We start from the raw sequence: 25,054 nt of genomic DNA, 5'->3' as shown, positions 1-25,054 counted from the left end.
GATGAGCGGGTTCGCGGAACCTGTCAGCCGGCGTGGATTACTCGCCGGAAGTGCTGTGGCGGCAAGCGCGGTAGCGCTTGCAAGCTGTGCGAAAGGGGATGAACCTGGACAGGCATCTGCGGATGCCTCCCGCGCAGCACAGGCTGGGGACGCCGGAAGCACCGGTCCGGACAGCCGCGAGGAGACCATGGGCGGCGATATCGTCGCCTTCGACGGAAAGCACCAAGCGGGCATCCAAACTCCGGTCCAAGCGCACGTGGAACTGGTGGGCTTTAATCTGAAAAAGGGGACCACCGCACGCGGCGCGGCCGCGCTCATGCGCCTGTGGACAGAAGACGCCCGCCGTCTGTGCACCGGTGAGAACCCGTTGGGCAGCCTCGAACCCGAATTGTCTACCACCCCAGCAAACCTCACCGTCACGTGCGGTTGGGGAGAGGGATTCTTCGACACGGTGGACGTCGCCAAGCCCAGCTGGCTGCGCGATATCCAGGCTTTTGACCATGATGACCTCCGCCCGGAATGGGGCCAGACAGATATCGTCCTGCAGATCTGCAGCGATGACCCTTTCACTGCCGCCTTCGTATTGCGGCATATGACCCGCGCGGGCAAAGATTACGCCGATGTTGCGTGGATCCAACAGGGATTCAGCCATGCCTATGGCTCCGCACCGAAGGGTATGACTCCGCGCAACCTCTTTGGGCAAAAGGACGGAACGGTCAATCCCCGAAGCGATGAAGACTTCAACGAACAGGTGTGGATCGAAGACGGCCCCTTCGCCGGCGGCAGCGCCATGGTGGTACGCCGCATTCACATGAACCTGGACACATGGGAGCAGCTTGATCGCGCGGCACGTGAGAACTCGACTGGGCGCACGCTCGATACCGGAGCTCCTCTAGGCGCTAAGGACGAGTTCGACCCGGTGGATCTGGATGCCCGCAACGAGTTTGGGCTCAAAGCCATTGATGAAAACTCGCATGTCGCCAGAGCGCATCCGCCGGCAGAGCATCCAGAACAAAAGCTTTTGCGTCGCCCGTATAACTACAACCTGCCGCCGACTCCGGAGACCACCCAGCGCGGTGAACTTAGCAACGCGGGATTGATCTTCATCTGCTACCAGAAGGACCCGACGACGCAGTTCGAGCCTATTCAAGCGCGCCTTGATGAAGCGGATCGCCTCAATGAGTGGATTCGCCACATTGGTTCGGCCGTGTATTACATGCCGGCCGGAACTGAAGGCGAAACCTTCTGGGGCGAATCGCTCATACGCAGTTAAGAGGGGTAGACTAAGCCGCTGTAACTTTCTCGTTGAGTGCTGCTCGGCCAGGTATGTCGAGCGGCGCGTGAGCGCAAAGGAGCGCACCAAGTCATGGCGGAAATGATTCCAGCAGTCCCGGTGAACTACGAACCAATCACGGTCCCCGCCGGTATTGCCGTGGGAGCAGCGATGCGCGAGCATGAGCTGCCCAACAAGGGCCCGGAAGCTGTCGTCGTCGTCCGCGGCGCCGATGGAACCCTCTACGACCTTTCCCACACCCCGGACACGGACGCCGAGTTCACCCCGGTTGCTGCCTGCGAGGAAGACGGCCGCGCCGTTATCCGCCACTCCTGCGGACACGTCATGGCCCAGGCAGTGCAGGCGGAATTCCCCGGCACTAAGCTGGGCATTGGCCCGGCCATCGAGAATGGCTTCTACTTCGACTTCCAGACCGCTGAGCCCTTCACCCCGGAGGACCTCAAGGCCATTGAGAAGCGTATGAAGAAGATCATCAAGGGCGGCCAGCGCTTCGAGCGCCACGTCTACGCCACCACCGAAGAAGCTGAAGCGGCATTGGCCAACGAGCCCTTCAAGCTGGAGCTGGTCCAGGACAAGGGCAACGTGGATCCAGATTCCGATGAGGCCGCCGAGGTGGGCGCCGGAGATCTGACCCACTATGACAACGTAAACCCCCGCACCGGCGAGGTGGAGTGGTTTGACCTTTGCCGCGGCCCGCACGTGCCGACCACCAAGTACATCCCGGCTTTCACCCTGACGCGATCCTCTGCTGCCTACTGGCGCGGCGACCAGTCCAAGGCTGGCCTGCAGCGCATTTATGGCACCGCCTTCGAATCCAAGGAGGCCCTGGAGTCCTACAAGACCATGGTCGAAGAGGCCGAAAAGCGTGATCACCGCCGCCTGGGTGCTGAGCTGGACCTGTTCTCCTTCCCGGATGAGATTGGTTCCGGCTTCCCCGTCTTCCACCCGAATGGCGCCACCGTGCGCATGGAGATGGAGGAGCACTCCCGCCGTCGCCACATCGCGGACGGCTACTCCTTCGTGTCCACCCCGCACCTGACCAAGGGAGACCTGTTCAAGAAGTCCGGCCACCTCGACTTCTACGCGGATGGCATGTTTCCGCCGATGCAGCTCGACGGTGAGTGGGATGAGGACGGCAACTGCACTAAGCAGCCTCAGGATTACTATGCCAAGCCGATGAACTGCCCGATGCACAACCTCATCTTCGCTTCTCGTGGTCGTTCCTACCGTGAGTTGCCGCTGCGCCTCTTCGAGTTCGGCACGGTCTACCGCTACGAGAAGTCGGGCGTTATCCACGGCCTGACCCGCGCCCGCGGCTTTACCCAGGATGATTCGCACATTTACTGCACCCCGGAGCAGCTCGAAGACGAGCTGACCAAGGTTCTGGAGTTCATCATTTCCTTGCTCAAGGACTACGGTCTGGATGACTTTTACCTGGAGCTATCCACCAAGGACCCCAACAAGTACGTTGGCTCGGATGAGATTTGGGAGCGCTCGACGGCTATCTTGCAGTCGGTGGCGGAGAAGTCCGGCCTCGAGCTGGTCCCGGACCCAGCAGGCGCGGCCTTCTACGGCCCGAAGATTTCCGTTCAGGCGCGCGATGCCATCGGCCGTACCTGGCAGATGTCCACTGTGCAGCTGGACTTCAACCTGCCGGAGCGCTTTGAACTGGAGTACACGGCGTCGGATGGTTCCAAGCAGCGCCCGATCATGATTCACCGCGCACTTTTCGGTTCCATCGAGCGTTTCTTCGGCGTGCTACTGGAGCACTACGCGGGTGCATTCCCGGCGTGGCTGGCACCTCACCAGGTGGTGGGCATCCCGGTCGCCGATACCTTCGCCCCGCACCTCGAGGAAGTCTGTGCACAGCTGCGCGCACGCGGCCTGCGCGCTGACGTGGATACCTCTGATGACCGCATGCAGAAGAAGATCCGCAACCACACCACGGGCAAGGTTCCATTCATGCTGTTGGCCGGTGAGCGTGACGTGGATGCCAACGCGGTGTCCTTCCGCTTCCTCGACGGCACCCAGGTCAACGGTGTGCCCGTAGAGACAGCAATCAACGTGATTGAAGCATGGGTTCGTGAGCGCAACAACGAACAACCGACTAAGGACACTATCGCTGAACGCGTCTAGGCGGATGCATCTAGGTAGAGGTTAGAAAAGGAGAACACACAGAGTGGGAGAGTACGTCGATACCGGCCTGGGAACCCCCGACCGCTTAGAGCGCCTGTGGGCGCCGTACCGCATGAGCTACATCAAGCGTGAGGGCGGCGCCGGCGACGTGCCCAAGGAAGCCCATAATCCGTTCGTGGAGATTCCACAGATGTCGGACGAGGACGGGCTCATCGTTGCGCGTGGCGAGTTTGTCTACTGTGTTCTCAACCTCTACCCCTATAACGCCGGGCACATGATGGTGATCCCATACCGTCAGGAATCAGAGCTGGAAAACCTCACCGAGGAAGAATCTCGCGAGCTTTTTCAGTTTGCCCAAGCCGCCATCCGCGTCCTAAAGAAGGTCTCCGGCCCCGATGCCGTCAACGCTGGCTTTAACTTGGGGCGCGCCTCGGGCGGCTCGGTGGGGCAGCACCTGCACATGCACATCGTTCCGCGCTGGAGCGGGGACTCAAATTTCATGACTATTGTGGACGGCGTCAAAGTGCTGCCGCAGCTCCTCAAAGACACCCGGTCCCTGTTGGCGCAGGGGTGGGCGGAGCTCGCCGCCGAGGGAATCATTTCAGGAGAAGCGCATGCTTAGTGTTCATGGGCGCAAACCCGCCGCCGTGGTTGTGGTCCCAGTGGCCAAACTCTTCCTGAAGATGGGGCTCACACCCAATGTCGTCACCGTCGTGGGCACAATCGTCACCATTGCTATTTCGGTTATCCTGATCCCGCTTGATCACCTCTTTGCGGCGGCGCTGCTGTCGGGACTCTTTGCTGCCTTCGACATGCTCGACGGCACCATGGCGCGCCTGACCACCGGCGGATCCAACTTCGGCGCGACTCTCGACGCCTCCTGCGATCGCATCACTGACGGTGCTTTGTTCGCAGCGATCGCCTATTGGATGGTGTACGTCGATAACGCCCACCCTCTCAACTTCGCCGCCTGCATGGTGGTGCTCGTGAGCTCCCAGGTCATTTCTTATGTCAAGGCGCGCGGCGAAGCCTCCGGTTTTAAGATGGTCGGCGGACTCGTCGAACGCCCCGAGCGCCTCATCTTGGGCCTCGGCGGCGTGGGGCTGGAAGGCTTGGGCGTGCCTTATGCACTCGAGGTTGCCCTGTGGCTGCTGGCCGTGGGCTCTGTCTTCACCATTTACCAGCGCATGCGCCAAGCAGCGCGTCAGGACACCAAGGCGCGTTTCAAGAAGGAACTGAAGCACATTTAGTCCGACACCCTCTTCTACCGGAAGGTACCGCGCCCTCAGCCCACACAGAAAGGCTCCCGAACCGTGGCTCTACTGGACCGTGACCGGCTGACCGCCGCCGCATACATCGCGTGCTGGAAGGTTGTGCGCTTCCTTCCCCAGCCGCTGGCAGCCTGGCTGTTCGAACGCGGCGCGGATCTGGCAAGTGACAACGGCCAAGGCATGGAACAGCTGCGCCAGAACCTGAGCCGGGTCGTGGGGGCGGAAAACGTCACGCGGGAGTTGGTGCGGGATTCGATGCGCTCCTATATGCGCTACTGGCTCGAGGCTTTCCGTCTGCCTGCTATCCATTCGGTTCCGGATCTGCAGAGGCATCTATTGGCAGGTCTGCGAGGCAAGGAACATGCTGATGCCTCCGTGGCTTCCGGGCGCGGGGTGATTTTTGCGCTTCCGCACTCCGGTAATTGGGACATGGCGGGTGTCTTCTGCGTGGGGCACTATGGCGGCTTCACTACGGTGGCTGAGCGCTTGAAGCCAGAGGTGCTTTTTGACGCCTTCGTGGACTACCGCGAGAGCCTTGGCTTTACTGTCCTGCCACTGACCGGTGGCAGTTCTTCTCCTTACCCGCGTCTGAAGGACACTCTGGAACGCGGTGGGGTGGTGTGTTTGTTGTCTGAGCGGGACCTCACGCGCACCGGTGTGACGGTAGACTTCATGGGCGAAGAGGCTAACGTTGCCGCCGGCCCCGCCCAGCTGGCCATCGAGACAGGAGCTGCACTCCATGTCGTGCACTCGTGGTTTGACGGTAAGGATTGGGGGCTATCGGTCAGCCCCGAGGTGGAGGTCACTGACCTGCAGGAGACGTGCCAGCGCCTTGCGGATGGCTTTGCGGAGAACATCAGGGCACATCCAGAAGACTGGCACATGTTGCAGCCGCATTGGAACGCCGATGTGGAGCGGCGGCGAGCCGCTCGCCAGAAGAAGTAGAAAGGCAGAACACAGATCATGCGCATAGGCATCATCTGCCCTTATTCCTTCGACGAACCCGGTGGAGTTCAGGCTCATATCCTTGACTTGGCGACTGTCTTCATTGAGCAAGGACACCACGTGGAAGTACTCGGGCCCGCAGCGGCGAGCACGCAGGTTCCCAGCTTTGTTCGCAAGGGTGGCTGGGCGGTGCCGATTACCTATAACGGATCCGTGGCTCGTCTCTCTATTGGCCCGCACGTGCGCCGCAATATTAAGCGTTTCATCCGCGAGGGAGATTTCGACATCCTCCATATCCATGAACCCAACTCCCCAAGTTATTCCATGGCTGCTCTGGCAGTGGTGCGCGGGCCCATCGTAGCGACGTACCATGCTTCGGCCTCGAGCTCTCTGGCATTGACCCTGGCTAAGCCTTTCCTCCGTCCGTATCTGGAAAAGGTTCGGGGAGGTATTGCGGTTTCAGAGATGGCTCGGCGCTGGCAGGTTGAGCAGTTGGGAGGGGACCCTGTGCTCATCCCTAATGGGGTCGACACCTCTGTCTATGCGCGCGAGCGTGCCCGCGCCGAGCATAAAGAGAATGATTCAGAGATTGAGATTGTGTTCTTGGGCCGGCTCGATGAGCCGCGAAAAGGCTTGGACATTCTTCTTGAGGCTCTCACGCTACTCCCGCAGCCGGTCCGGGTGACGGTTATGGGCGGGGGACACCCGCGACGCGTTCCGGGGGTTGACTTCGTGGGGCGTGTCAGTGATGCCGAGAAGGCGGCTATTTTGGGGCGCGCTGATATTTATGTGGCTCCCAATACAGGCGGCGAGAGCTTCGGCATTGTTCTTGTTGAGGCAATGGCCGCTGGATGCGCAGTGGTGGCTTCAGATCTGGAGGCCTTCGCCGCGGTGTGCAACGCAGACTCGGAGAAACCCGCAGGCGCCTTATTTAAGAACGGTGATGCGACGGACTTAGCGCGGGTGTTGCAGGATTTAGTGATCAATGCGGACAAGCGGCAGGCCTTGATTAGGGCGGGGGTGGAGCGTGCCCGCGAATACGACTGGGATCATGTGGCCGCAGCCGTCATGCAGGTATACGAGACCGTGGCGGATGGCACAAAGGTCCGGGTGTCATAAATGGCTATCGAGATAGTTATCATCCTCGCTGTGCTCCTCGTACTAGGTATGTGGGCGCTGTACACGGCGCAGCGGCTCAACTCGCTCCACATTCGCACGGACGCAGCCTTGGCACAGCTCGAAGCCACTCTGGATCGCCGCGCAGCAGTGATAAGTGCCTTGGCTCCTGAGCTTGAGGCTATCGCGGCGCGCGCAGAGTCAACGGAGCTTGTGCAAGGGCATTTCGATGAACGAGCCGCCCGGGAACGGGAGCTTTCGGCGGCTATTGCGCAGCGCTTTGAGTCACGCCCGCCCGTGCTTGCCGACGCCGAAGGTCGCATCCACCTAGCGCATCGCTTCTACAACGAGGCAGTCAGCGATACCCGCGCGCTGCGCCTGCGGCCAGCCGTCAAGCTGCTGCGTCTGGGAGGAACCGCGAAATTGCCGGAGTACTTTGAGCTCAGTCAGATCGACGTGTGATTCACCCGCCCTGTCACACCCGCGCCTGATTCGCTCTTGCCACACGGTACTCAAGCAGGTGCCAGTAGACGGCACATGCGGTCATTGCCAGGATGAGCAGATTGCGCAACAGGAGCGCGTAGACCGGGTTGGGGTTTTCGCCCACAAAGAACCAGATGTAGTTATACCCATAGGGGTAGATGACGGTTCCCAAGGCCGCCGTTCCTACAGCGAGCACCGCCATGATGGCGCGTACCCCTTTAATGTCAGCGGCCACCTTCCGTGGGGTGGTGGCCGCCGTGGGAGTAGGGGAGCGAAGCGCCACCGCTAGTATCGGCCCAAGCCACACGATGTATTGCGGGGAGAAGACCTTATTTGTCGCGATGAGAAGGAGGATCGCCGCGATGAAGAAGACGAGGGAAGAGTGCGGGCTCCAATTCCCGCGCAGAAAGTGCACGAGTGCCACTCCCACGATCCACGCGAGGGCCGCTCCCATGGCGATGCTGCTCAACGCAATCGCTGTGTCGACGCCGGGGCCGGTGATCTCAAAGCTTTTCGAGGCCGCGTATCCCATCGTCCACACATCAGGCTGGTGATGAGCTTGGTAGACGAACCAGGTGGCGGCTAGAGACTCAATCTGGAGGCCGCGTTCTCCTTGATAGGTCAATGGGGAGAGAACTCGATCCACGCTGGTCATTGCAGCCACGCCGAGGCACAGGGCAACGAGACTTCCAAAGAACACGGCTAGTCGCTGCCAGGTATCGCGAGAGGTTGCTCGCCCGACAAGCCCAGCAGCGAGGACCCCCGGCCACAGTTTCGCGGCGGTGGCCCAAGCCAACAAAACCGAGGCAAGTCTCGGGCGGGTAGCCAGAAGCGCGCCCGCGCCAGCGACAAGCAAGGCAGGATAAAGATCGAGTCGCCATGCGAATACGTGGCCCGCCGCGGTGCCGAAGAACACCCAGAACCACCCAGCGCTATACGCCCCTGGGGTGGTCCGGTGATGGCGCAGGAGAAGGGCGAGGAAGGTGGCGTCGGCAAGCAGCACCATTGCGGTAAAGCCGACGGCATAGCGCTCAAAGTCGTAGCCAGTAAGCCACGCAAGCAGAACGCTGGGCCAGGTGCCGACTTGGGGATATTCCGTCATGTCGCTGGGGTTAGTGCCGTAGACGCCCTCGAGGTAATACCGAACGTCCCCGAGCGGACCCTTCTCGTTGAGGAGTAGGTAGATAAGGAAAAGGCGTGCCAGCACCCACCCAAGCCAGATGCTGGGAGCCTTAGCGATTGTTTTCAATGGTGGACTCGACATCGACGGGCGGACCCAACATGAGCAGAACGCTAAAGACTACAGCTACAACGAACAGCGCGATGATTGCGGTGCGTACTGGGTGGCGGATGGCCTGTGCCAGGATCTTGTCGAAGAATCCCCGTGGCTGAGCGTCATCGCTAAACCGCCATGGGCCGGCGACGAGTCCGCGCCGCGAAACCCACACTGCAAAAGGCAAGGCCGCGAAGGGAATCACGGTGACTACCAAGCCTAGAATCCCCACGCCGAGTGACCATCGGTTGTTGATCCATACCAGCGCCGTCATAAGCAAGAAGCAGAGAAAACCGAAGCCGTGGATACCTCCCGCAATGGGGGTGAGTGCCTCGGTGGCGCCGGAGTATTTGAGGATCATCGAGAAGATCAGTAGGGCCCACGTGAACATTTCCAGGTAAGCGGCCACGCGGTGCACGCTGTGCGGGGTGGTGGAAGTCATGCGGAATATAGTACGCAACCTCTGGGCGTGGATCAGCATGTGAGTAGGATGGTCGAGGTTGGTGTGGCGGGCGCCATAACACGGCGTAGGCCACAACGCTAAAGGAAGGGAGTAGGGCATGGCATCGGTGGCCCAGGCGGTCGATATTGAGCGGATCGGCACAGATGAGTTCCGCGCCCCTGTGGTTCCATCGCGGATTAAGCGCACCTTCGGCGGACAAATTATGGCGCAAGCGCTGAGGGCAGCGCAGCTGACGGTAGAGGGCAAGTTAGCGCACTCCCTGCACTGTTACTTCGTGGGGCCGGGCGATTCGAGCGCACCCACCACCATCCAAGTCGAGCGGGTTAGGGATGGGCGCTCATTTGTGCACCGCCATGTGCGTGTCTTTCAAGAGGATCGTTTGATCTTTATGCTCAGCGCTGGTTTCCACGTGTCTGGGGACAGTGGCCCTGAACACCAGGCTGCGATGCCGCAGGTGCCGACACCGGAGAGCATTAAGGGCTCGCCTTATTCCACCCGCATCATTTTGAAAGAGTGGGAAGACTGGGATGTGCGGCTTGTTCCGGACGCAGACCGTGATGCTGTTGCCGCCGAAACCACCGGGGCCGGGTTTAGGAATATCTGGTTCCGCAATACCGGTGAACTGCTTGCTACCACCCCCGAGCAGTCCCTCCATCAGGCAGCGTTGTTGTATATGTCTGACATGACGCTGATTCGCACGGCGCTTCTGCCGCACCAAGGCGAAAAGATTCAGCTAGCAAGTTTGGACCATTCGCTATGGTTCTTGCGACCAGTGCGGGTTGATGAGTGGATGCTGTATTCACAGTCCAGTCCCTCGGCACAAACTGGTACGGGGCTTGCCCAAGGAAAGATTTTCAATCAGCGCGGCGAGCTACTGGCCGTGGCGGTGCAGGAGGGGCTGACACGCACCCTGCATCCCGACAGCGAAGTCTCCAGTGCCAATGGCAATTGGCAAAATCTCTAACGCCTAAAACACTTTTCTCCAGTGGGTTCTGCTGTGGATGCAGGCGGGATGCAGCCCCTGTGCAGGTGGAGGCTCGTTGAGGCCGTATAATTACAACAGTTTCCACACAAGTCTTTTAAGCCACATCGAAAGGGATGACATGGCAGGCCACTCTAAATGGGCAACAACGAAGCACAAGAAGGCGGCGAACGATGCCAAGCGTGGCAAGGAATTTGCCAAGCTGATCAAGAATATCGAGGTGGCAGCACGCACCGGCGGCGGTGACCCTGCAGCCAACCCCACCCTCGATGACATGATCAAGAAGGCTAAGAAAGCCTCCGTTCCCAACGACAACATTGAGCGCGCCCGCAAGCGCGGTTCCGGCGAAGAGGCGGGCGGTGCCGATTGGGAAACCGTGATGTACGAGGGCTATGGCCCGAACGGCGTGGCCATGCTCATCGAGTGCCTGACGGATAACCGTAACCGTGCGGCGACGGACGTCCGCACTGCGATGTCTAAGAATGGCGGCAACCTCGGCGAGTCCGGTTCCGTGGCATATATGTTCTCCCGCACCGGTCTGGTTATGGTGGAGAAGGGCGAACTCAGTGAAGATGACATCCTTCTCGCCGTCCTCGAGGCCGGCGCCGAAGAGGTCAATGACAACGGCGAGAAGTTCGAGATCACCTGCGCACCGGGCGATGTTCCTGCCGTGCGCGAGGCGCTCGTTGCTGCCGATATCGAGGTCGATGACACCGATACCGACTTCCGTGCTTCCGTTGAGGTGCCGCTGCAGGCAGATGATGCCCGCAAGATCTTCCGCCTCATCGATGCTCTCGAGGATTCGGATGATGTCCAGAACGTTTATACCAACATGGACTTAAGCGAAGAGGTCCTCGCCGAGCTGGACGAGGACTAAGAAGGCTAGTCGAGCTCGAGGCCTTCCATGCCATGAGCAGTCACCGTCTCTGACAATGGTGCGCGGCCCGGGGCAGTCTTGAACACGGGGCTGGACTGGTCTGCTACGCCGAAAGTTAGGGCGGTGACGAGTTTGTAATCCTCGTCCACGCCCAGGAACTCACGGACGGTTGGGGCGAGCAGCGAAATCATGCCCTGCGGGACGCCGTGATAGCCGTGCGCCTGGAGCGAGAGCAAAAAATTCTCCGCATAGGTGCCTTGGTCAAAAGCGGCACGGATGCGGTCACCCATCGGGGGAATGAAAAGCAGCGCGGTGTGCGGGGCACCGAAGAAGCGAAGGTTTTCACGGATAAATTCCGTGCGGGCTTCTTTATCTTCACGCGCAATGCCGAGGAGCCCATACATTTTGGCTGCCAGTTGCTGAGAGCGCTGCGGGTGAACGCCTTGACCGTAATCAATCGTGAAGTCTGGGTTGATGCCGTTCTTATCGAATTCGGATATGAGAGCAGCGCTTAGTTCTTGCAGTGCCGTACCGCCGACGAGGTGCACATTCCATGGTTGGGTATTGGAATTGGAGGGGGCGGATCGGGCGTCGATAAGCACCTGCTTTATGACATCAGCGGGGAGCGGCTCCGGAAGGAATGCGCGCGGTGAATGGCGGGAACGGATAAACTCTGAATAGTCATTAGGATGTTGAGACATGCGCGCCACTCTACGCCGCGCAGTAGGAGAGGCGAGTAAGCGGCTTGGGGGACTGCCTAGACTAGAACACATGTGTGTACACTGTTCCTAGATAAACAAGCGCTTCACAAGGGCGCGTGCAACAAGGGCGAGGAGGCGGCCGTGAACTTGGAGGGGTTGCGCGTCATGGGCATTGATCCCGGTCTGACGCGTTGCGGTCTGTCAGTTGTCCAAGCCGGTCGTGGGCGTGGGGTCATTCCCATCGCCGTAGGGGTCGTCCGCACCCCCAGCGACAAGGACTTAGGGGAGCGCCTGAAGCGACTATCGGTGGCAGTCCGGGAATGGATGGATGACTATAAGCCGGATGTTGTGGCCCTCGAGCGCGTATTCGAACGCGGTCAAGTCTCAACCGTGATGCAGACCGCGCACGCGGTTGGGGTATTGGTCCTTGCCGCAGCAGAGCGGGATATTCCGGTGCACATGTACACCCCTTCCGAAGTCAAGAAGGCAATTTCAGGCAATGGACGTGCTGATAAGAAGCAGATGACTGCCATGATTACTCGAATCTTGGGGCTCAGTGAGGCGCCTAAGCCGGCCGACGCTGCGGATGCCCTAGCCCTAGCCGTGTGTCACTGCTGGCGTGCGCCAGCCCTGGCATGGATGACCGGCGGTGATGCGAGCGCTGGCGTCGGGGCCGGGGCACGAACGAGCGGAGTACGCGGCACCTCGCCGCGTACCGCATCCGTCTCCCGGGCGGCGAAGACGACCTCCTAAGCTAACTGGCACAACCACTCACACCAAGGAACCCTATTAATGATTGCATCTTTGCGCGGAACCGTCCTAGACATCCAGCTTGATCATGCCGTGCTGGAATGCGCTGGCGTGGGCTATAAGGTCCTGGCCACCCCGGCCATGCTGGGAACCCTACAGCGTGGCGAGGAAGCGCGGATCATGACCACGCTCGTGGTAAAGGAAGACTCGATGACGCTGTACGGCTTCACCAGTCAGGATGACCGCGATATGTTCCACGTCCTCCAAACGGTTTCTGGGCTGGGGCCAAAACTGGCTCTAGCTGCTCTGTCCGTGATGAGCGCGGGCGATTTGGCACAGGCGATTGCGGGGGAGGAGGCCGCACGCTTGCAGAAAATCCCGGGAGTGGGCAAACGCGTTGCACAGCGGTTGATTCTGGAGCTCAAAGATAAGGTCAAGGCTTTCGCCCCGGCAGAAGGCGCGGATCTCTCGGCTGCTGCCCCGGCTGCCGCCGGGCCGGTGGTTGAGGATGTCGTTGAGGCTCTTATTGGGTTGGGCTTTACTGATAAAATGGCCCGCCCCGTGGTGGAATCCGTGGCGGCAGAGCAACCCGATGCGGCGACGCCGGTGGTGCTGCGCGCAGCGCTGAGCCAGCTTGGCGCCAAGAAGTAGGGGAGAGTGGGTGACATGTCAGACGTAGAACGCACTGAATTTAAGCTTCCGGAGGGGATGGATTTAAGCTCGCCCCCGCAGCGTAACCAGGATGTGGACGCCACAGAGCAACAGGGCGAGCACGATATTGAGCGCTCGCTGCGCCCGAAGTCCCTCGATGAATTCATTGGCCAACCCAAGGTGCGCGAGCAGCTATCGCTCGTGCTCAATGGCGCGAAAAACCGTGGTGTCACCCCGGACCACGTATTGCTCTCCGGCCCGCCTGGGCTGGGCAAGACCACCATGGCGATGATCATCGCCCAAGAGCTGGGAAGCTCCTTGCGTATGACCTCGGGCCCAGCGCTGGAGAGGGCCGGGGATCTAGCGGCGATGTTGTCGAATCTGATGGAGGGGGATGTGCTCTTCATCGATGAAATTCACCGCATCGCCCGCCCAGCTGAGGAAATGCTCTACATGGCAATGGAGGATTTCCGCATCGATGTCATCGTGGGCAAAGGCCCAGGAGCGACGTCCATCCCGCTGGAAATCCCGCCTTTTACACTGGTAGGAGCGACAACTCGTGCGGGCATGCTGACTGGTCCGTTGCGTGATCGCTTCGGTTTCACCGCGCAGATGGAGTATTACGATACTGAGGATCTCACCCGGGTAATTAGCCGTGCAGCGCGGATTCTGGAGGTGGACATCGATCAGGATGCCGCGGTAGAGATTGGATCCCGCTCGCGTGGAACTCCGCGTATTGCCAACCGGCTTTTGCGCCGAGTCCGAGACTATGCCGAAGTCAACGGGGATGGACATATTAATGTTGCAGCTGCCCAGGCAGCGCTGCGGGTCTTCGACGTCGATGAGCGCGGATTGGACCGTCTTGACCGCGCGGTGCTCGGGGCTTTGATCAAAGGCCACGGCGGTGGCCCCGTAGGAGTGAATACCCTAGCCATCGCGGTGGGCGAGGAACCATCGACGGTGGAGGAGGTCTGTGAGCCCTATCTCGTGCGTGCCGGCATGATCTCACGAACCGGCCGCGGCCGTGTGGCAACAGCCGCCGCATGGCAACACCTAGGACTGGAGGCGCCCGAGGGAGCGGTTGGCGGGACCCTTTTTTAATTGGCCCGGAGGTAGGGCGGTCTGGCACACTGGCCTTTTATGAACGGAACTCAACTTCTTCTTCTCCTTGTTCTCGCCATCCTCGTCATCTTGCCGAGCTTCATGTCGATGCGAGCGCAGCGCAAGCGCCAGGCGCAGATGCAAAAGCTCCAATCCTCGCTGCAGGCGGGGCAGGAAGTGATTACTGCCGGCGGCCTCCACGGCACCGTCGTCGAAACCCGCGGCGAGCAGGTTGATCTGCAGGTGAAGGACGGCACGGTGATGACTTTCGACACGATGGCCATCGTTCGCTCCGCTGACGCAGCCGGCGCAAACACTGATGCGCCAGTGGAGACGGAGGACGAGAACGACGAGCGCTTCCCGAAACTCTAAGATTGCGTTGCGCTCGTCACAGTGCGGGCGCGTACCTTAAGTCTGTTAAGGAAAACAACAGTCCATGACGTACCATGGTGGACTGTGCTTTAGTCATGGAGGCACCGCGGCGCCCAGTGCGTGCGCGGCGGTTGCTGCCATGACCTATGATTTTTAGCCCTGTTCCTCACAACACAGGAGATCTTTGTGTCCGCTTCGAAACGTGGTGGCGTTAGCAGCCGTCAACGGCAATGGCCCAAGCGTGCGATGGCGTTTTTCGCGCTCATTGTCATCGTGGTTTATGCGCTGATATTTTTGACCGGTGATAAGTCACCAACACCCAAGCTCGGCATTGACCTGCAGGGCGGAACCCGCGTAACCCTGGTGCCGCAGGGCGAAGACCCCACCCAGGAACAGCTGCAGCAGGCGCGCACCATCCTCGAGCAGCGCGTGAATGGCATGGGCGTGTCCGGTTCTGAGGTCGTCATCAGTGGCTCCAGCTTGGTCATTACCGTCCCCGGTGAAGATGCCTCCCAGGCGCAGGCCGTGGGCCAAACCTCCCAGCTGTTGTTCCGCCCAGTGGGCGAGCAGCCGATGCCAGACATGGGCAAGCTTGAGAAGACCATGACGGATATGGCTAACCGGTGGGTTAAGTACGGGGTGGTAACTCCGGAGCATGCTGATCAGTCGCTGGCCTCCATCCATGAGGCACTCAACCAGAGTGCCGACGCCGCCCAGGGCGGCGATCAGAAGGACGAGGAGAAGGATGACAAGTCACCGGCTCCGACTGTGAGCGAAAAGCCGCTTCCGGACCCAGCGAACTCCCTTGAGGAAACTGAGCGCCGCGACAAGGTTACTGAGGTTCTGCTCAAGGACCGCCAGTCCGAAGACCCCACCGTGCAGACCGCAGCCTTGGGACTGATGACCTGTGATGCGGAATCCGATCCGCTGGCAGGTACCGACGACCCTGCAAAGCCCTTGGTGGCTTGTGATTACTCGAATCAGCAGCCCTATATTCTTAACCCGGCTCCGCTGCTGGACGGCATTGAAGATCCGAACGGAACTCGCCTGACCGGTAACGAGATTGATAACAACGCCCCGATTCAAGGCGGGCTCAATTCCCAGACTGGTCAGATGGAGATTAACTTCGCCTTCAAGACCGGCGATGGCCCCAATGGTTCGCAAACCTGGGCTACCCTGACCCAGGAGTACCTCCAGAAGCAGGTGGCTATCACCCTCGACTCCGCCGTAATTTCCGCGCCGGTAATCCAAGGCCCGACCCCGGTTGGTTCTGCCACTTCCATCACCGGTGACTTCACGCAGGAGGAGGCCCAGAACTTGGCCAATAACCTGCGTTATGGTGCGCTCCCACTGTCCTTTACCGGCGCTAACGGCGAGCCGGGGGGCACGGTAGAAACCGTTCCGCCATCGCTGGGCAAGGCAGCTCTTGAGGCAGCGCTCATCGCGGGCATCGTGGGCCTCATCCTGGTTTCGCTGTATTCCATCTACTACTTCCGTGCCCTGTCTTCGGTGGCTCTGTTGGTCCTCATCGCTACCTGCGTTCTGCTTTATGGCGCACTGGTTCTGCTGGGCCGGTGGATCGGTTACTCGCTTGATCTTTCCGGCATGGCGGGCTTGGTCATCGGTATTGGTGCCACCGCTGACTCCTTCGTCGTCTACTACGAGCGTATGAAGGATGAGCTCTTGAGCGGACGTACCTTCCGCTCCGCCACCCGCACTGGTTGGGAGCGTTCGCGAGCAACGATTGTCACAGGTAAGGCCGTGACCCTCATCGGCTCCGTCGTGGTCTATTTCTTGTCCATTGGCGCCGTCAAGGGTTTTGCCTTCACCATGGGCCTCACCACCATCTTCGACCTCGTCGTATCCTTCCTGATCATGGCACCGCTCATGCAGCTTCTTGGTAGCCGCCCAGCCTTTGCCAAGCCGTCGATGAACGGCCTAGGCGGTATTTACAACCTTGTGGAGGAACGCCGTGAACGCGGCTTTTATGCCAAACCGGCCAAGAAACCCGTCGCTACTGCTACGGATGAGGAGAAGTAACCATGGCTGTCGAAACTACTAACCGCAAGATTTCCCGTTTTGACCGTCTCTATGTGGACGGCAGTGGATTTGACTTCGTGGGCCGGGCTAAGACCTGGTACACCATCGCCGGCGTGCTGCTTATTGCCTCGATCCTGGCTATCGTACTTCGCGGCTTCAATCTGTCCCTTGATTTCGAGGGCGGCACGAAACTCAACATGCCTGCAGGCGATCTTTCTACTGAACAGGTAGAAGAAACCTTCACGGAAGCCACCGGTGTCACTCCGGAGCTGGTGCAGATTGTGGGCGCCGGTTCTTCGGAGACTCTGGAGATCACCTCCGAGCGCCTGTCGCAAGATGAGGTTAACCAAGCCCGCCAGGCTATCTTTGAGACCTACCAAGTCAAGGATGACAACGGCAAGCCGAGCCCGGATGCAATTGGCTCCTCGACGGTGTCGGAATCCTGGGGCTCGTCGATCACCCAACGCATGGTTATTGCCATGGCGGTCTTCCTCGTGCTGGCCACCATCTATGTGGCGGTCCGCCTGCAGCGCGATATGGCTTTTGCCGCTATCCTCGCGCTCATCTTTGACGGTGTCTTCATCGCGGGCATCTACGCGCTCTTCGGATTCGAGGTGTCCCCGGCAGTCATCATCGGTCTGCTGACAGTCCTGACCTTCTCCCTCTACGATTCCGTCATTGTCTTCGACAAGGTGGATGAGAATACAACGGGGCTGGAAGGCCAACGCAAGAAGACCTACGCCGAGCTCACTAACTTGGCTGTCAACCAGACCGTGATGCGTTCCATCTCCACCTCGGTGATTTCGGCCTTGCCTATCATCGCGCTGTTCATCGTCGCCGTGTGGTTAATGGGCATTGGTACTTTGCGCGATCTGGCATTGGTTCAGTTCATTGGCGTTATTGAAGGTGTCTTTTCCTCCATCTTCCTGGCCACCACGTTGCTGGTGACCTTGTCGAATCAGCGCAAGAGCGTTAAGAAGCACAATGAGGTGGTCGCTGCCTACCGCGCCGAGGGGTGGACTGCAGAAGCAGAGGATGAGGATGCGCCGAAGGCAACACGCACCGTGGCATCCCCGGCCGCAGCTTCTGCACCAGCCGCAACACAGACCGAATCCGGGCCGCGTAGCGACGAGTCCGGTGGGGCGTCCTGGCGCCCTGGGCGCTAAGCCGTGCGTAGTCCATCATTCGCGGCGCTGTGTGCCGCGGTAGCTCTTACTGTGACCGCATGCGGGGCACAGGAAGGCGGCCTTGGCAAAGACACCCCGCCATCGCGTTTTGCGGTGCTGGCCGACGCCCCCATTGCCACCAGCAATGCAGCCACGGCGTGGGGGGATGCGGTGGGGGCGGCCCAGCTGGCTAGCCGTGTTTTCCCGGCGCTCTACGTACCGGGCCCGGCGGGGCAGATGGTCCCTAATTCAGATCTCGCCGATGCCGAGTTCTTTGCTGCCGAGGGTGAGGACGCTGGGGCGCACGTGGACTTCACGCTCACTGAGCAAGCACGTTTTGCTGACGGTGAAGCCGTGACCTGTGATGATTACCTTTTGGCCTTCACCGCCGGGCAGTTGAGCGAGATTTTCGGTTCCCACCTTCCCCTGATGGAGGAAGTGACAGAAGTGGAATGCGCGCCCCACAGCAAGAAATTCACCGTATGGTTTACACCTGATGCCGGCTCGCGGTGGCGGTATTTGTTTGGGCCGGGTTCGGTTGTCCCAGCACACGTGTTAGCCAAGCGGGCTGATATGAACCTCGAAGAACTCAATGCAGCTCTACATTCTCAGGACGTAGCTACTTTGCAGCCGGTAGCAGAGGCGTGGCGCTATGGTTTCTCTACGGAGCCTGGGCGCTTTGACCCGGAGTTACAGGTTTCCTTCGGTCCTTATCAAATCGAGCGCGTTGAGGATGACGGTGCCATTGTGCTCACCGCCAACGATAACTATTACGGCGATAAGCCGACCCTGCGCGAGATCCTCATGCTTCCGAGAAGCGCAGACGCTGCCGCGTTTGTTGCCTCAGATGAGCTCCGCGTTGCCGAGGCTGCCACCGCGTCACCGTCGTGGTTCGATCGGGATGCAGAAGGCAAGCCAGTAGAGGTGACGTCTTCGGCAGGAAGCCTGACAGACACCTTAGTATTCTCCGAGGCTGGGACCTTTTCTCAGCCCTGGGCACGCGCTGCCTTTGCGGCCTGTGTGGATGCACAGCACTTGGCGCAGGTCTCATCGAAGGAATCTGGCGTGGACGTCCCCGCTGTCACCGTCCGTACCGTGCGCAATGATGATCCGGTCGCGGCGCAGATGTCTTCGCTGACAACCGTTCCTGTAGACAATGCAACGGCATCCGGTCTGTCCGGCTACACCATCGGAGTGGGTTACCTCGGGCCTAACCCGCGTTATAAGGCGATGGTGGAGGAGCTCCGCGCCGCGTGCGAACCTGCGGGGATCATGGTGGAGGACCGTTCCGGCGAGCGGGTTTCCCGTGCGCAATTGGCCGCGGATCCTGCAACTGGGCAGCCGGAGATAGATGTCTACCTCGGCGCCGTGGACCCGATGCGTGAGCATTCCGCGCCGTCCTCTAGCGTGAAGCACGCGGCGGCGCTGCGGAATCTGGAGCAGGAATTGTGGGAGGAGCTGCCCTCTATTCCCATCGCCGCGCAGCCTCGCACATTCATTGTCGACCGCGCTGTCACCGGCGTGGTGCCCTACACTGGCCTTGCGGGTATCGGGTGGAACCTCGACCGTTGGAGCTATAACCCCACAACAGCAACTGAAACAAAGGAAGAGTCGTGAGCGAGATTTACGTCGCAGCAGCACAAGCCTTGAAGGATAAGGTGCGCCTTGTCCAGGATTTCCCAGAGGAGGGAATTCTTTTCGAGGATCTGACCCCGGTGTTGGCTGACGCAGATTCCTTCACCGTCGTTGTCGATGGCTTAGCAGAGGCCTGCAAGGAGCTCGGCGCAGACATGATCGGCGGCCTCGATGCACGCGGTTTCCTGCTTGGTTCAGCCGTAGCCTACAAGCTGGGACTAGGAATCTTGGCTATCCGCAAGAAGGGCAAGCTCCCACCGCCCGTCTTGACCCAGGAGTACGAGCTGGAATACGGCACTGCAGCACTGGAAATCCCCAGTAGCGGCATTGATATTAAGGGCAAGCGCATCGTGCTTGTCGACGACGTCCTCGCAACCGGCGGCACACTCCACGGCGCCACCTTGCTCTTGGAATCCGCTGGAGCTGAAGTCGTGGGCAACGTCGTGGTCCTAGAGGTCCAAGGACTTGAGGGCCGCGAGCGCCTGCAAGGTTCTCCGTTGATTGTGCTCAACCAGATGGGGACGAAGGACTAAGGTTGTATGCCTAAGCTACTTCGCGGAGGCAGACATGACGACTGAAAAGCAGGACAAGACTGCATGGCGGCCAGGCAGTGTGCGCGGCATGTCCGCGCGATTGGCCCGCTCCCTGACAGGTGGTCGAGTAAAGATCAATCCGGCTCTGGACCCGTTGATGTCGATCCACCGGGAATTTCACCCGAAGGCGGATGCGGAGCTGCTCAACAATGCCTACACCACGGCACAGCGTCTGCACGAAGGCGTTTTCCGCAAATCCGGCGAACCTTATATCACGCACCCGTTGGCGGTAGCGACAATTGCGGCTGAGATTGGTATGGACACCACGACTGTCGCGGCGGCTTTGCTCCACGACACAGTGGAAGATACTGACTATTCGCTGGAGGACCTCACCCGTGACTTTGGTCCCGAAGTGGCCCGGTTGGTCGACGGCGTAACGAAGCTTGACAAGGTCGCCCTCGGTGCCGCCGCGGAGGCAGAGACAATCCGCAAGATGATCGTGGCCATGGCCACCGACCCGCGCGTGCTCGTTATCAAGGTGTGCGACCGCCTGCACAACATGCGGACCATGCGCTTCCTGCCGCCCGAAAAGCAGGCGAAGAAGGCACGCCAGACTCTCGATGTCATTGCGCCACTGGCTCACCGCCTAGGAATGGCCAGCGTCAAATGGGAGCTTGAGGATTTGGCCTTCGCCATCCTGTACCCAAAGAAGTACGACGAAATCGTGCGCATGGTGGCGGATCGTGCTCCCTCACGCGATCGAGCGCTGAAGGAAATCAAGGCCCAGGTAGGCCAGGCTCTCAAGGCTAATGGTATTGAGGCCGAGGTCATGGGGCGCCCGAAGCACTACTGGTCGATTTACCAGAAGATGATCGTGCGCGGCCGCGACTTCGCGGAGATTTTTGACCTCGTGGGAATCCGCATCCTCGTCGATGACATCAATTCCTGCTACGCGGCCATTGGCGTGGTGCACTCGCTGTATCAAGCTCTTCCAGGGCGCTTCAAGGATTATATTTCCTCTCCGCGATTCGGCGTATACCAGTCACTGCACACCACCGTGATTGGGGCCGGCGGTTCCACCCTTGAGGTGCAGGTGCGCACGCACGAGATGCACTATAACGCGGAGTTCGGCGTGGCCGCCCACTGGCGTTATAAGGAAACTAAGGGCAAGAACTCGGGCCACCAAGAAGAAGTGGACCAGATGGCGTGGATGCGTCAGCTGCTGGATTGGCAGAAGGAAGCTGCAGATCCCAACGAGTTCTTGGATTCGCTGCGCTATGACCTGACAGCCAAGCAGATTTTTTCCTTTACCCCCAAGGGTGACGTGGTCAATCTGCCCGCGGGGTCCACCCCTGTGGACTTCGCCTATGCGGTGCATACCGAGGTCGGCCACAGGTGCATCGGCGCAAAGGTCAACGGCAAGCTCGTGGCTCTAGAATCGGAGCTGAAGTCCGGCGATAAGGTCGAGATTTTTACCTCAAAGGATCCGAATGCTGGCCCCTCGCGGGATTGGCAGGAATTCCTTGTATCGCCTCGGGCGAAGACGAAGGTGCGGCAGTGGTTTGCCAAAGAACGCCGTGAAGAGCACCTCGAGGCCGGGCGCGATGCCTTGGCTGCTGAGGTGCAGCGCGGCGGCTTGCCCATGCACCGCCTGTTTACCGCCAGCTCCATGAAGCAGGTGGCTGAGCAGCTGCACTATCCCGATGTGGATGCACTCTATACCGCTATTGGCGCGGGCCACGTGTCGGCACAGCACGTTGCCAACCAGCTCATGGCCCTGTTCGGGGACCAAGACGATGCCGTCGATGCCTTGGCTTCGCGTACCCCACTGAGCGAACTGGAGAACTCCCGTGCTCAGCACACGAAGGATTCCGCAACTGGTACCGGCATCTTGGTGGAGGGCAGCCCAGACGTCATGGCCAAGTTGGCGAAGTGCTGCCAGCCGGTGCCTGGTGACGCCATCTTTGGTTTCGTCACCCGCGGCGGTGGCGTGTCTGTCCATCGAGCGGACTGCACCAATGCCGAAAAGTTGAAGTCCGAGCCGGAGCGCATGATGCAGGTGGAGTGGGCCGGCGGGCCGAAGTCCTCCGGTGCATTCGCCGCAACCTTGCAATTGGAGGCCATCGACCGCCAAGGCCTGCTTTTTGAGCTCACGCGAATTTTCAGCGAGCAGAGCCTCAATGTGCTGTCGATGACGTCCAATCGCGGTGATGATCACATCGCGACCGTGCGCTTTTCCTTCTCGGTTTCCGATACCAAGCAACTGGGCCAGCTCATGACAACGTTGCGCAACACGGAGGGTGTCTTCGACGTTTATCGCGTCACCGCCTAACCCGCCACCCCTGATTCGGGGGTGCGTGGCTGAACTCAAGGTTGCGCCTGGGTGAAACCGTAGAAGATCCTACGTAAACCCGCTGGTGGTGGTCTCAGCATGCGCTGCGCCATTGTGATGTATGCGTTATAAACACGTGGACAAGATTCCTCTCATTCTCAGGAGACCTACGTGAACTTCCGTCGCTTTGGCCAGCTGTTGGCCGCCACCACCGTTACCGCCGTTGCTATCTCCGGCGCACCTGCCTTCGCCGCCGAGGCTGATCAAGTGACCTTCTCCGTCACTAACTTCACCGACTTCCACGGCCACCTTGAGCTGGCTGAGGAGTTCGACAAGGACACTAAGGAATTGAGCGGCTACACCGAGATGGGTGCTGCTCGCATGGCTGCGCTCATCAAGGCCGTCAACAAGGATCAGGAGTACGCCCTGACCTCCGCCGGTGATAACGTTGGCGGCTCCGCCTTCGTGTCTGCAATTTCTGAAGACAAGTACACCAACGAGGCCCTCAATACCATGAACCTCGATGTCACGGCTGTGGGCAACCACGAGTTCGACAAGGGCACCGATGACCTGATGGGCCGTATCAAGGACCAGTCCAACTTCCCGATCCTGGGCGCCAACGTCACCAAGGATGGCAAGCCCCTGCTCGATGCTTCCTTCGTCAAGGAGGTAGACGGTGTGAAGGTCGGCTTCGTTGGCACCGTTACCAGCAACACCAAGTACAAGGTGTCCGCCGCCTCCATCCCAGGTGTCGAGTTCTCCGACCCCGTCGAGGCCACCAATAAGGAAGCCAGCCGCCTGAAGGAATCCGGCGAGGCCGAGGTTGTAGTGGCGCTCATGCACGAGGATGCTCAGCAGTTCGCGCAGGGCTTCAACAAGGATGTGGATATCCTCTTTGGCGGTGATACTCACGTCAAGACCCAGGGCGAGGTTGCTCGTGAGGACGCACTGCCGCTGTACTGGGCACAGGGCTACGAGTACGGCAAGGTGCTTAACGACGCCGACATCACCTACGACAAGGCCGAGAAGAAGATCACCAAGATTGATCTCAAGCAGTACGACGTGGCCGACGCAGATGTCTTCGCTCAGCTGCAGGGCCTCGAAGACGACCCCGAGGTAGCTAAGGTTGTCGAGGAAGCAAAGAAGGTAGCGGAGATTGAGGGTGCCAAGACTGCTGGTACCACCGAGAAGGCCATGTACCGCGGTTCTGATGAGGGCAAGGACACCGGTACCAACCGCGGTGTGGAGTCGACCCTCAACAACTTTATTGCCGATGGCCAGCGCTATGCTCTATCTAAGCAGACGGACAAGGACATCGAAATCGGTGTCATGAACGCAGGCGGTGTGCGCGCCGACCTCAAGCAAGGTGATGTTTCCTACCAGGACATCTTTGCCGTTCAGCCATTCGGTAATTACGTGATCACCGCGGAGGTTAGCGGCGCAGACTTCATTACCGCGTTGGAGAACCAGTGGAAGCCTGGCCAGTCCCGACCGCGCCTGGCTCTGGGCCTGTCCAACAACGTCACCGTTGTCTACGACCAGAAGGCTGAGCAGGGCAAGCGCGTTAAGTCTGTCACCATTAACGGTGAACCGATTGACCCGGAGAAGAACTACAGCATTGCTCTGTCCTCCTTCCTTGCCTCCAGCGAGACGGAGGCCGGCGGCGATGGCTTCTTCGAGCCCGGTTCCATCAAGAACCGCAATGACGTTGGCTACATGGACACCCAGGCGATGATTGACTACATCGCTTCCGGCGAGTCCAAGGTTCGCACCGGCCAGGGCCAGATTGGTGCCCACGTGTCTGGTGACCTGAAGCCGGGGGAGGAGATCACTGTCGACCTTTCCTCCCTGAACTACTCCAACGCAGAAGAGCCACAGGCTAAGAAGGTCACCGTTGCACTGGGTGACGCTAAGGCCGAGGCAGACATTGACAACGCAGCACAGCCCGGTGACGAGCAGTTCGGTGAGCGCGGCCGCGCGACCGTCAAGCTCACACTCCCGGAGGAGCTGGCGGGTGATGAGAAGCTGCTCATCACTACCGATGCTGGTACTGAAGCAGTTCTGCCGCTGTTCCCTGGTGGGGATGACGGCTCTCGGGACGGCGGTTCCGCCAAGGACGCCGGGTCCTCCATCGGCTTGGGCGTAGGTATAGCTGCCGCAATCGCTGCTGCGATGGCGGCAGTCATCGGTGCCATTAATATGCCGGTTGCTGCACTCCCAGCGCCGGTACAGCAGTTAATTGAGCAGCTGCGCAAGCAGTTCAACATCTAGTCATTTCTGATGCACAGGCCCGCGCTACGGTGCGGGCTTTAGCTTTTTCTTCCGGAAGGTAGGGTAGTAGGGTGTGGATACACTGAGGCTTTTTGGACGCGAGGCAATGTATCAGCTCGGCATTGAGCTTCACCGCATCCCCCTGGTGATGCTCGCAACGCTGGGTATCTATCTGGCCTTCATGGTCCTGGTCAAGCTTTTCGGCAGCCGTGTTCTGACGTCCATCACTGCCTCTGACGCCGTCATCATCATTATGTTTGGTGCGGTCTCTGGCCGCGTCATCGTGGGAAACCCGCCGACGCTCGCCGCCGGCATCATTGGACTTTTCACCCTGATGCTTTTGGAGGCCGCATTCGGTACCTTCCGCCAACTGGTGACGTGGTCACGGTTCATCGACCGCAAGCCAGTCTTGCTCGTGTACAAGGGGCAGCTGCAAGAAGACAATATGAGTTTCGCCCACATTACCGAGAGAGACGTCAATTCCGCAGTGCGCAAAGCTGGCCTGGGCCGGCGCAGCGATGTGCAGCTGATGATTTTGGAGCCAACCGGCCAAATTTCCGTCATCCGTCGAGGCCAGCTTGTTGATGCCTCCGTGTTCAAGGACGTCCTCGGCGCCGAGCGCATCGAGGAAGTGGATGAACCGGACTAGCCTGTATGTTCTG

General features: G+C 59.8%; 23 protein-coding genes. 20 read left to right on the top strand and 3 right to left on the bottom strand.

Annotated features, from left to right (window positions below; translation table 11 throughout):
- Window position 1: 1 nt before the first annotated feature.
- The 7 genes from QP363_RS02435 (at window position 2) to QP363_RS02405 (ending at window position 7,224) form a co-directional block, all read left to right on the top strand.
- Window positions 2-1,273 carry a Dyp-type peroxidase gene (locus QP363_RS02435; protein ID WP_284762250.1) on the top strand — a complete coding sequence of 424 codons (1,272 nt, stop codon included), beginning with the start codon at window positions 2-4 and terminating at the stop codon, window positions 1,271-1,273.
- Between the two features lie 93 nt (window positions 1,274-1,366).
- On the top strand, window positions 1,367-3,430 hold the full coding sequence (gene thrS / locus QP363_RS02430; protein WP_284762249.1) for a threonine--tRNA ligase: 2,064 nt from the start codon (window positions 1,367-1,369) through the stop codon (window positions 3,428-3,430).
- A 43-nt stretch (window positions 3,431-3,473) separates the two neighbouring features.
- Window positions 3,474-4,052, top strand: a complete 579-nt coding sequence (locus QP363_RS02425; protein WP_070446786.1) for an HIT domain-containing protein — start codon at window positions 3,474-3,476, stop codon at window positions 4,050-4,052.
- On the top strand, window positions 4,045-4,680 hold the full coding sequence (gene pgsA, locus QP363_RS02420; RefSeq protein WP_070731232.1) for a phosphatidylinositol phosphate synthase: 636 nt from the start codon (window positions 4,045-4,047) through the stop codon (window positions 4,678-4,680). Before QP363_RS02425 ends, pgsA begins: the two co-directional genes overlap by 8 nt.
- A gap of 63 nt (window positions 4,681-4,743) precedes the next feature.
- Entirely contained in the window at window positions 4,744-5,646 is a 903-nt protein-coding gene (locus QP363_RS02415) for a phosphatidylinositol mannoside acyltransferase (protein ID WP_070644908.1), read from the top strand.
- 18 nt (window positions 5,647-5,664) lie between these two features.
- Window positions 5,665-6,765 carry a glycosyltransferase family 4 protein gene (locus tag QP363_RS02410; RefSeq protein WP_070446789.1) on the top strand — a complete coding sequence of 367 codons (1,101 nt, stop codon included), beginning with the start codon at window positions 5,665-5,667 and terminating at the stop codon, window positions 6,763-6,765.
- Window positions 6,766-7,224 (top strand): hypothetical protein, encoded by a 459-nt coding sequence (locus QP363_RS02405; RefSeq protein ID WP_070644906.1) that lies wholly within the window; start codon window positions 6,766-6,768, stop codon window positions 7,222-7,224.
- 13 nt (window positions 7,225-7,237) lie between these two features.
- Here QP363_RS02405 and QP363_RS02400 read toward each other — a convergent pair whose 3' ends face one another.
- Window positions 7,238-8,452, bottom strand: a complete 1,215-nt coding sequence (locus tag QP363_RS02400) for a DUF2029 domain-containing protein (RefSeq protein ID WP_070644904.1) — start codon at window positions 8,450-8,452, stop codon at window positions 7,238-7,240.
- A gap of 25 nt (window positions 8,453-8,477) precedes the next feature.
- Entirely contained in the window at window positions 8,478-8,960 is a 483-nt protein-coding gene (locus tag QP363_RS02395) for a DUF3817 domain-containing protein (RefSeq protein ID WP_070644902.1), read from the bottom strand.
- A 118-nt stretch (window positions 8,961-9,078) separates the two neighbouring features.
- Here QP363_RS02395 and QP363_RS02390 point away from each other — a divergent pair, with 118 nt between their 5' ends.
- Both QP363_RS02390 and QP363_RS02385 read left to right on the top strand, forming a co-directional pair.
- Window positions 9,079-9,945, top strand: a complete 867-nt coding sequence (locus tag QP363_RS02390; protein ID WP_070644900.1) for an acyl-CoA thioesterase II — start codon at window positions 9,079-9,081, stop codon at window positions 9,943-9,945.
- A 139-nt stretch (window positions 9,946-10,084) separates the two neighbouring features.
- Window positions 10,085-10,840 (top strand): YebC/PmpR family DNA-binding transcriptional regulator, encoded by a 756-nt coding sequence (locus QP363_RS02385; protein ID WP_070446794.1) that lies wholly within the window; start codon window positions 10,085-10,087, stop codon window positions 10,838-10,840.
- Window positions 10,841-10,845: 5 nt separating this feature from the next.
- Here QP363_RS02385 and QP363_RS02380 read toward each other — a convergent pair whose 3' ends face one another.
- Window positions 10,846-11,541, bottom strand: coding sequence for a nitroreductase (locus tag QP363_RS02380; RefSeq protein WP_083276479.1), 696 nt, complete (start codon window positions 11,539-11,541; stop codon window positions 10,846-10,848).
- Window positions 11,542-11,682: 141 nt separating this feature from the next.
- On the opposite strand from QP363_RS02380, the gene ruvC reads away from it, so the two are divergent.
- The 11 genes from ruvC (at window position 11,683) to QP363_RS02325 (ending at window position 25,041) form a co-directional block, all read left to right on the top strand.
- Window positions 11,683-12,294 carry a crossover junction endodeoxyribonuclease RuvC gene (gene ruvC / locus QP363_RS02375; protein WP_070446956.1) on the top strand — a complete coding sequence of 204 codons (612 nt, stop codon included), beginning with the start codon at window positions 11,683-11,685 and terminating at the stop codon, window positions 12,292-12,294.
- A 39-nt stretch (window positions 12,295-12,333) separates the two neighbouring features.
- Window positions 12,334-12,942 (top strand): Holliday junction branch migration protein RuvA, encoded by a 609-nt coding sequence (gene ruvA, locus QP363_RS02370; RefSeq protein ID WP_070446796.1) that lies wholly within the window; start codon window positions 12,334-12,336, stop codon window positions 12,940-12,942.
- A 15-nt stretch (window positions 12,943-12,957) separates the two neighbouring features.
- The gene (gene ruvB, locus QP363_RS02365; RefSeq protein ID WP_070446798.1) at window positions 12,958-14,043 is read left to right on the top strand and encodes a Holliday junction branch migration DNA helicase RuvB; all 1,086 of its coding nucleotides are present in this window, start codon (window positions 12,958-12,960) and stop codon (window positions 14,041-14,043) included.
- Between the two features lie 39 nt (window positions 14,044-14,082).
- Entirely contained in the window at window positions 14,083-14,415 is a 333-nt protein-coding gene (gene yajC / locus QP363_RS02360) for a preprotein translocase subunit YajC (RefSeq protein ID WP_070644898.1), read from the top strand.
- A 246-nt stretch (window positions 14,416-14,661) separates the two neighbouring features.
- Window positions 14,662-16,455: a protein translocase subunit SecD gene (gene secD / locus QP363_RS02355; RefSeq protein WP_210388765.1), complete on the top strand. Its 1,794-nt coding sequence runs from the start codon at window positions 14,662-14,664 to the stop codon at window positions 16,453-16,455.
- 2 nt (window positions 16,456-16,457) lie between these two features.
- Window positions 16,458-17,621 (top strand): protein translocase subunit SecF, encoded by a 1,164-nt coding sequence (gene secF, locus QP363_RS02350; RefSeq protein WP_070644894.1) that lies wholly within the window; start codon window positions 16,458-16,460, stop codon window positions 17,619-17,621.
- Window positions 17,622-17,624: 3 nt separating this feature from the next.
- The gene (locus QP363_RS02345; RefSeq protein ID WP_168166185.1) at window positions 17,625-19,238 is read left to right on the top strand and encodes an ABC transporter substrate-binding protein; all 1,614 of its coding nucleotides are present in this window, start codon (window positions 17,625-17,627) and stop codon (window positions 19,236-19,238) included.
- Entirely contained in the window at window positions 19,235-19,789 is a 555-nt protein-coding gene (locus QP363_RS02340; RefSeq protein ID WP_070446808.1) for an adenine phosphoribosyltransferase, read from the top strand. Before QP363_RS02345 ends, QP363_RS02340 begins: the two co-directional genes overlap by 4 nt.
- 34 nt (window positions 19,790-19,823) lie before the next feature.
- Window positions 19,824-22,121, top strand: coding sequence for a bifunctional (p)ppGpp synthetase/guanosine-3',5'-bis(diphosphate) 3'-pyrophosphohydrolase (locus QP363_RS02335; RefSeq protein ID WP_284762246.1), 2,298 nt, complete (start codon window positions 19,824-19,826; stop codon window positions 22,119-22,121).
- A 171-nt stretch (window positions 22,122-22,292) separates the two neighbouring features.
- Complete coding sequence (locus tag QP363_RS02330; protein WP_284762245.1) at window positions 22,293-24,392, top strand: bifunctional UDP-sugar hydrolase/5'-nucleotidase; 2,100 nt, start codon at window positions 22,293-22,295, stop codon at window positions 24,390-24,392.
- 106 nt (window positions 24,393-24,498) lie between these two features.
- Entirely contained in the window at window positions 24,499-25,041 is a 543-nt protein-coding gene (locus QP363_RS02325; RefSeq protein WP_210386015.1) for a DUF421 domain-containing protein, read from the top strand.
- The last annotated feature ends 13 nt before the right edge of the window (window positions 25,042-25,054 follow it).

Source organism: Corynebacterium sp. UMB6689 (genome assembly GCF_030215295.1).
GTDB lineage: Bacteria > Actinomycetota > Actinomycetes > Mycobacteriales > Mycobacteriaceae > Corynebacterium > Corynebacterium aurimucosum.
The sequence above is the reverse complement of the archived record's forward strand: the minus strand, read 5'-3'. Positions and strand labels throughout refer to the sequence as shown.

Bases quoted from the DNA above. Each gene is read 5' to 3' on its own strand.
- QP363_RS02410 (WP_070446789.1), top strand. From the start codon at position 5,665: ATGCGCATAGGCATCATCTGCCCTTATTCCTTCGACGAACCCGGTGGA.
- thrS (WP_284762249.1), top strand. From the start codon at position 1,367: ATGGCGGAAATGATTCCAGCAGTCCCGGTGAACTACGAACCAATCACG.
- pgsA (WP_070731232.1), top strand. From the start codon at position 4,045: ATGCTTAGTGTTCATGGGCGCAAACCCGCCGCCGTGGTTGTGGTCCCA.
- ruvA (WP_070446796.1), top strand. From the start codon at position 12,334: ATGATTGCATCTTTGCGCGGAACCGTCCTAGACATCCAGCTTGATCAT.
- secD (WP_210388765.1), top strand. From the start codon at position 14,662: ATGGCGTTTTTCGCGCTCATTGTCATCGTGGTTTATGCGCTGATATTT.
- yajC (WP_070644898.1), top strand. From the start codon at position 14,083: ATGAACGGAACTCAACTTCTTCTTCTCCTTGTTCTCGCCATCCTCGTC.
- ruvB (WP_070446798.1), top strand. From the start codon at position 12,958: ATGTCAGACGTAGAACGCACTGAATTTAAGCTTCCGGAGGGGATGGAT.
- QP363_RS02325 (WP_210386015.1), top strand. From the start codon at position 24,499: ATGTATCAGCTCGGCATTGAGCTTCACCGCATCCCCCTGGTGATGCTC.
- QP363_RS02390 (WP_070644900.1), top strand. From the start codon at position 9,079: ATGGCATCGGTGGCCCAGGCGGTCGATATTGAGCGGATCGGCACAGAT.
- QP363_RS02405 (WP_070644906.1), top strand. From the start codon at position 6,766: ATGGCTATCGAGATAGTTATCATCCTCGCTGTGCTCCTCGTACTAGGT.
- secF (WP_070644894.1), top strand. From the start codon at position 16,458: ATGGCTGTCGAAACTACTAACCGCAAGATTTCCCGTTTTGACCGTCTC.
- QP363_RS02380 (WP_083276479.1), bottom strand. From the start codon at position 11,541: ATGTCTCAACATCCTAATGACTATTCAGAGTTTATCCGTTCCCGCCAT.
- QP363_RS02435 (WP_284762250.1), top strand. From the start codon at position 2: ATGAGCGGGTTCGCGGAACCTGTCAGCCGGCGTGGATTACTCGCCGGA.
- QP363_RS02385 (WP_070446794.1), top strand. From the start codon at position 10,085: ATGGCAGGCCACTCTAAATGGGCAACAACGAAGCACAAGAAGGCGGCG.
- QP363_RS02335 (WP_284762246.1), top strand. From the start codon at position 19,824: ATGACGACTGAAAAGCAGGACAAGACTGCATGGCGGCCAGGCAGTGTG.
- QP363_RS02395 (WP_070644902.1), bottom strand. From the start codon at position 8,960: ATGACTTCCACCACCCCGCACAGCGTGCACCGCGTGGCCGCTTACCTG.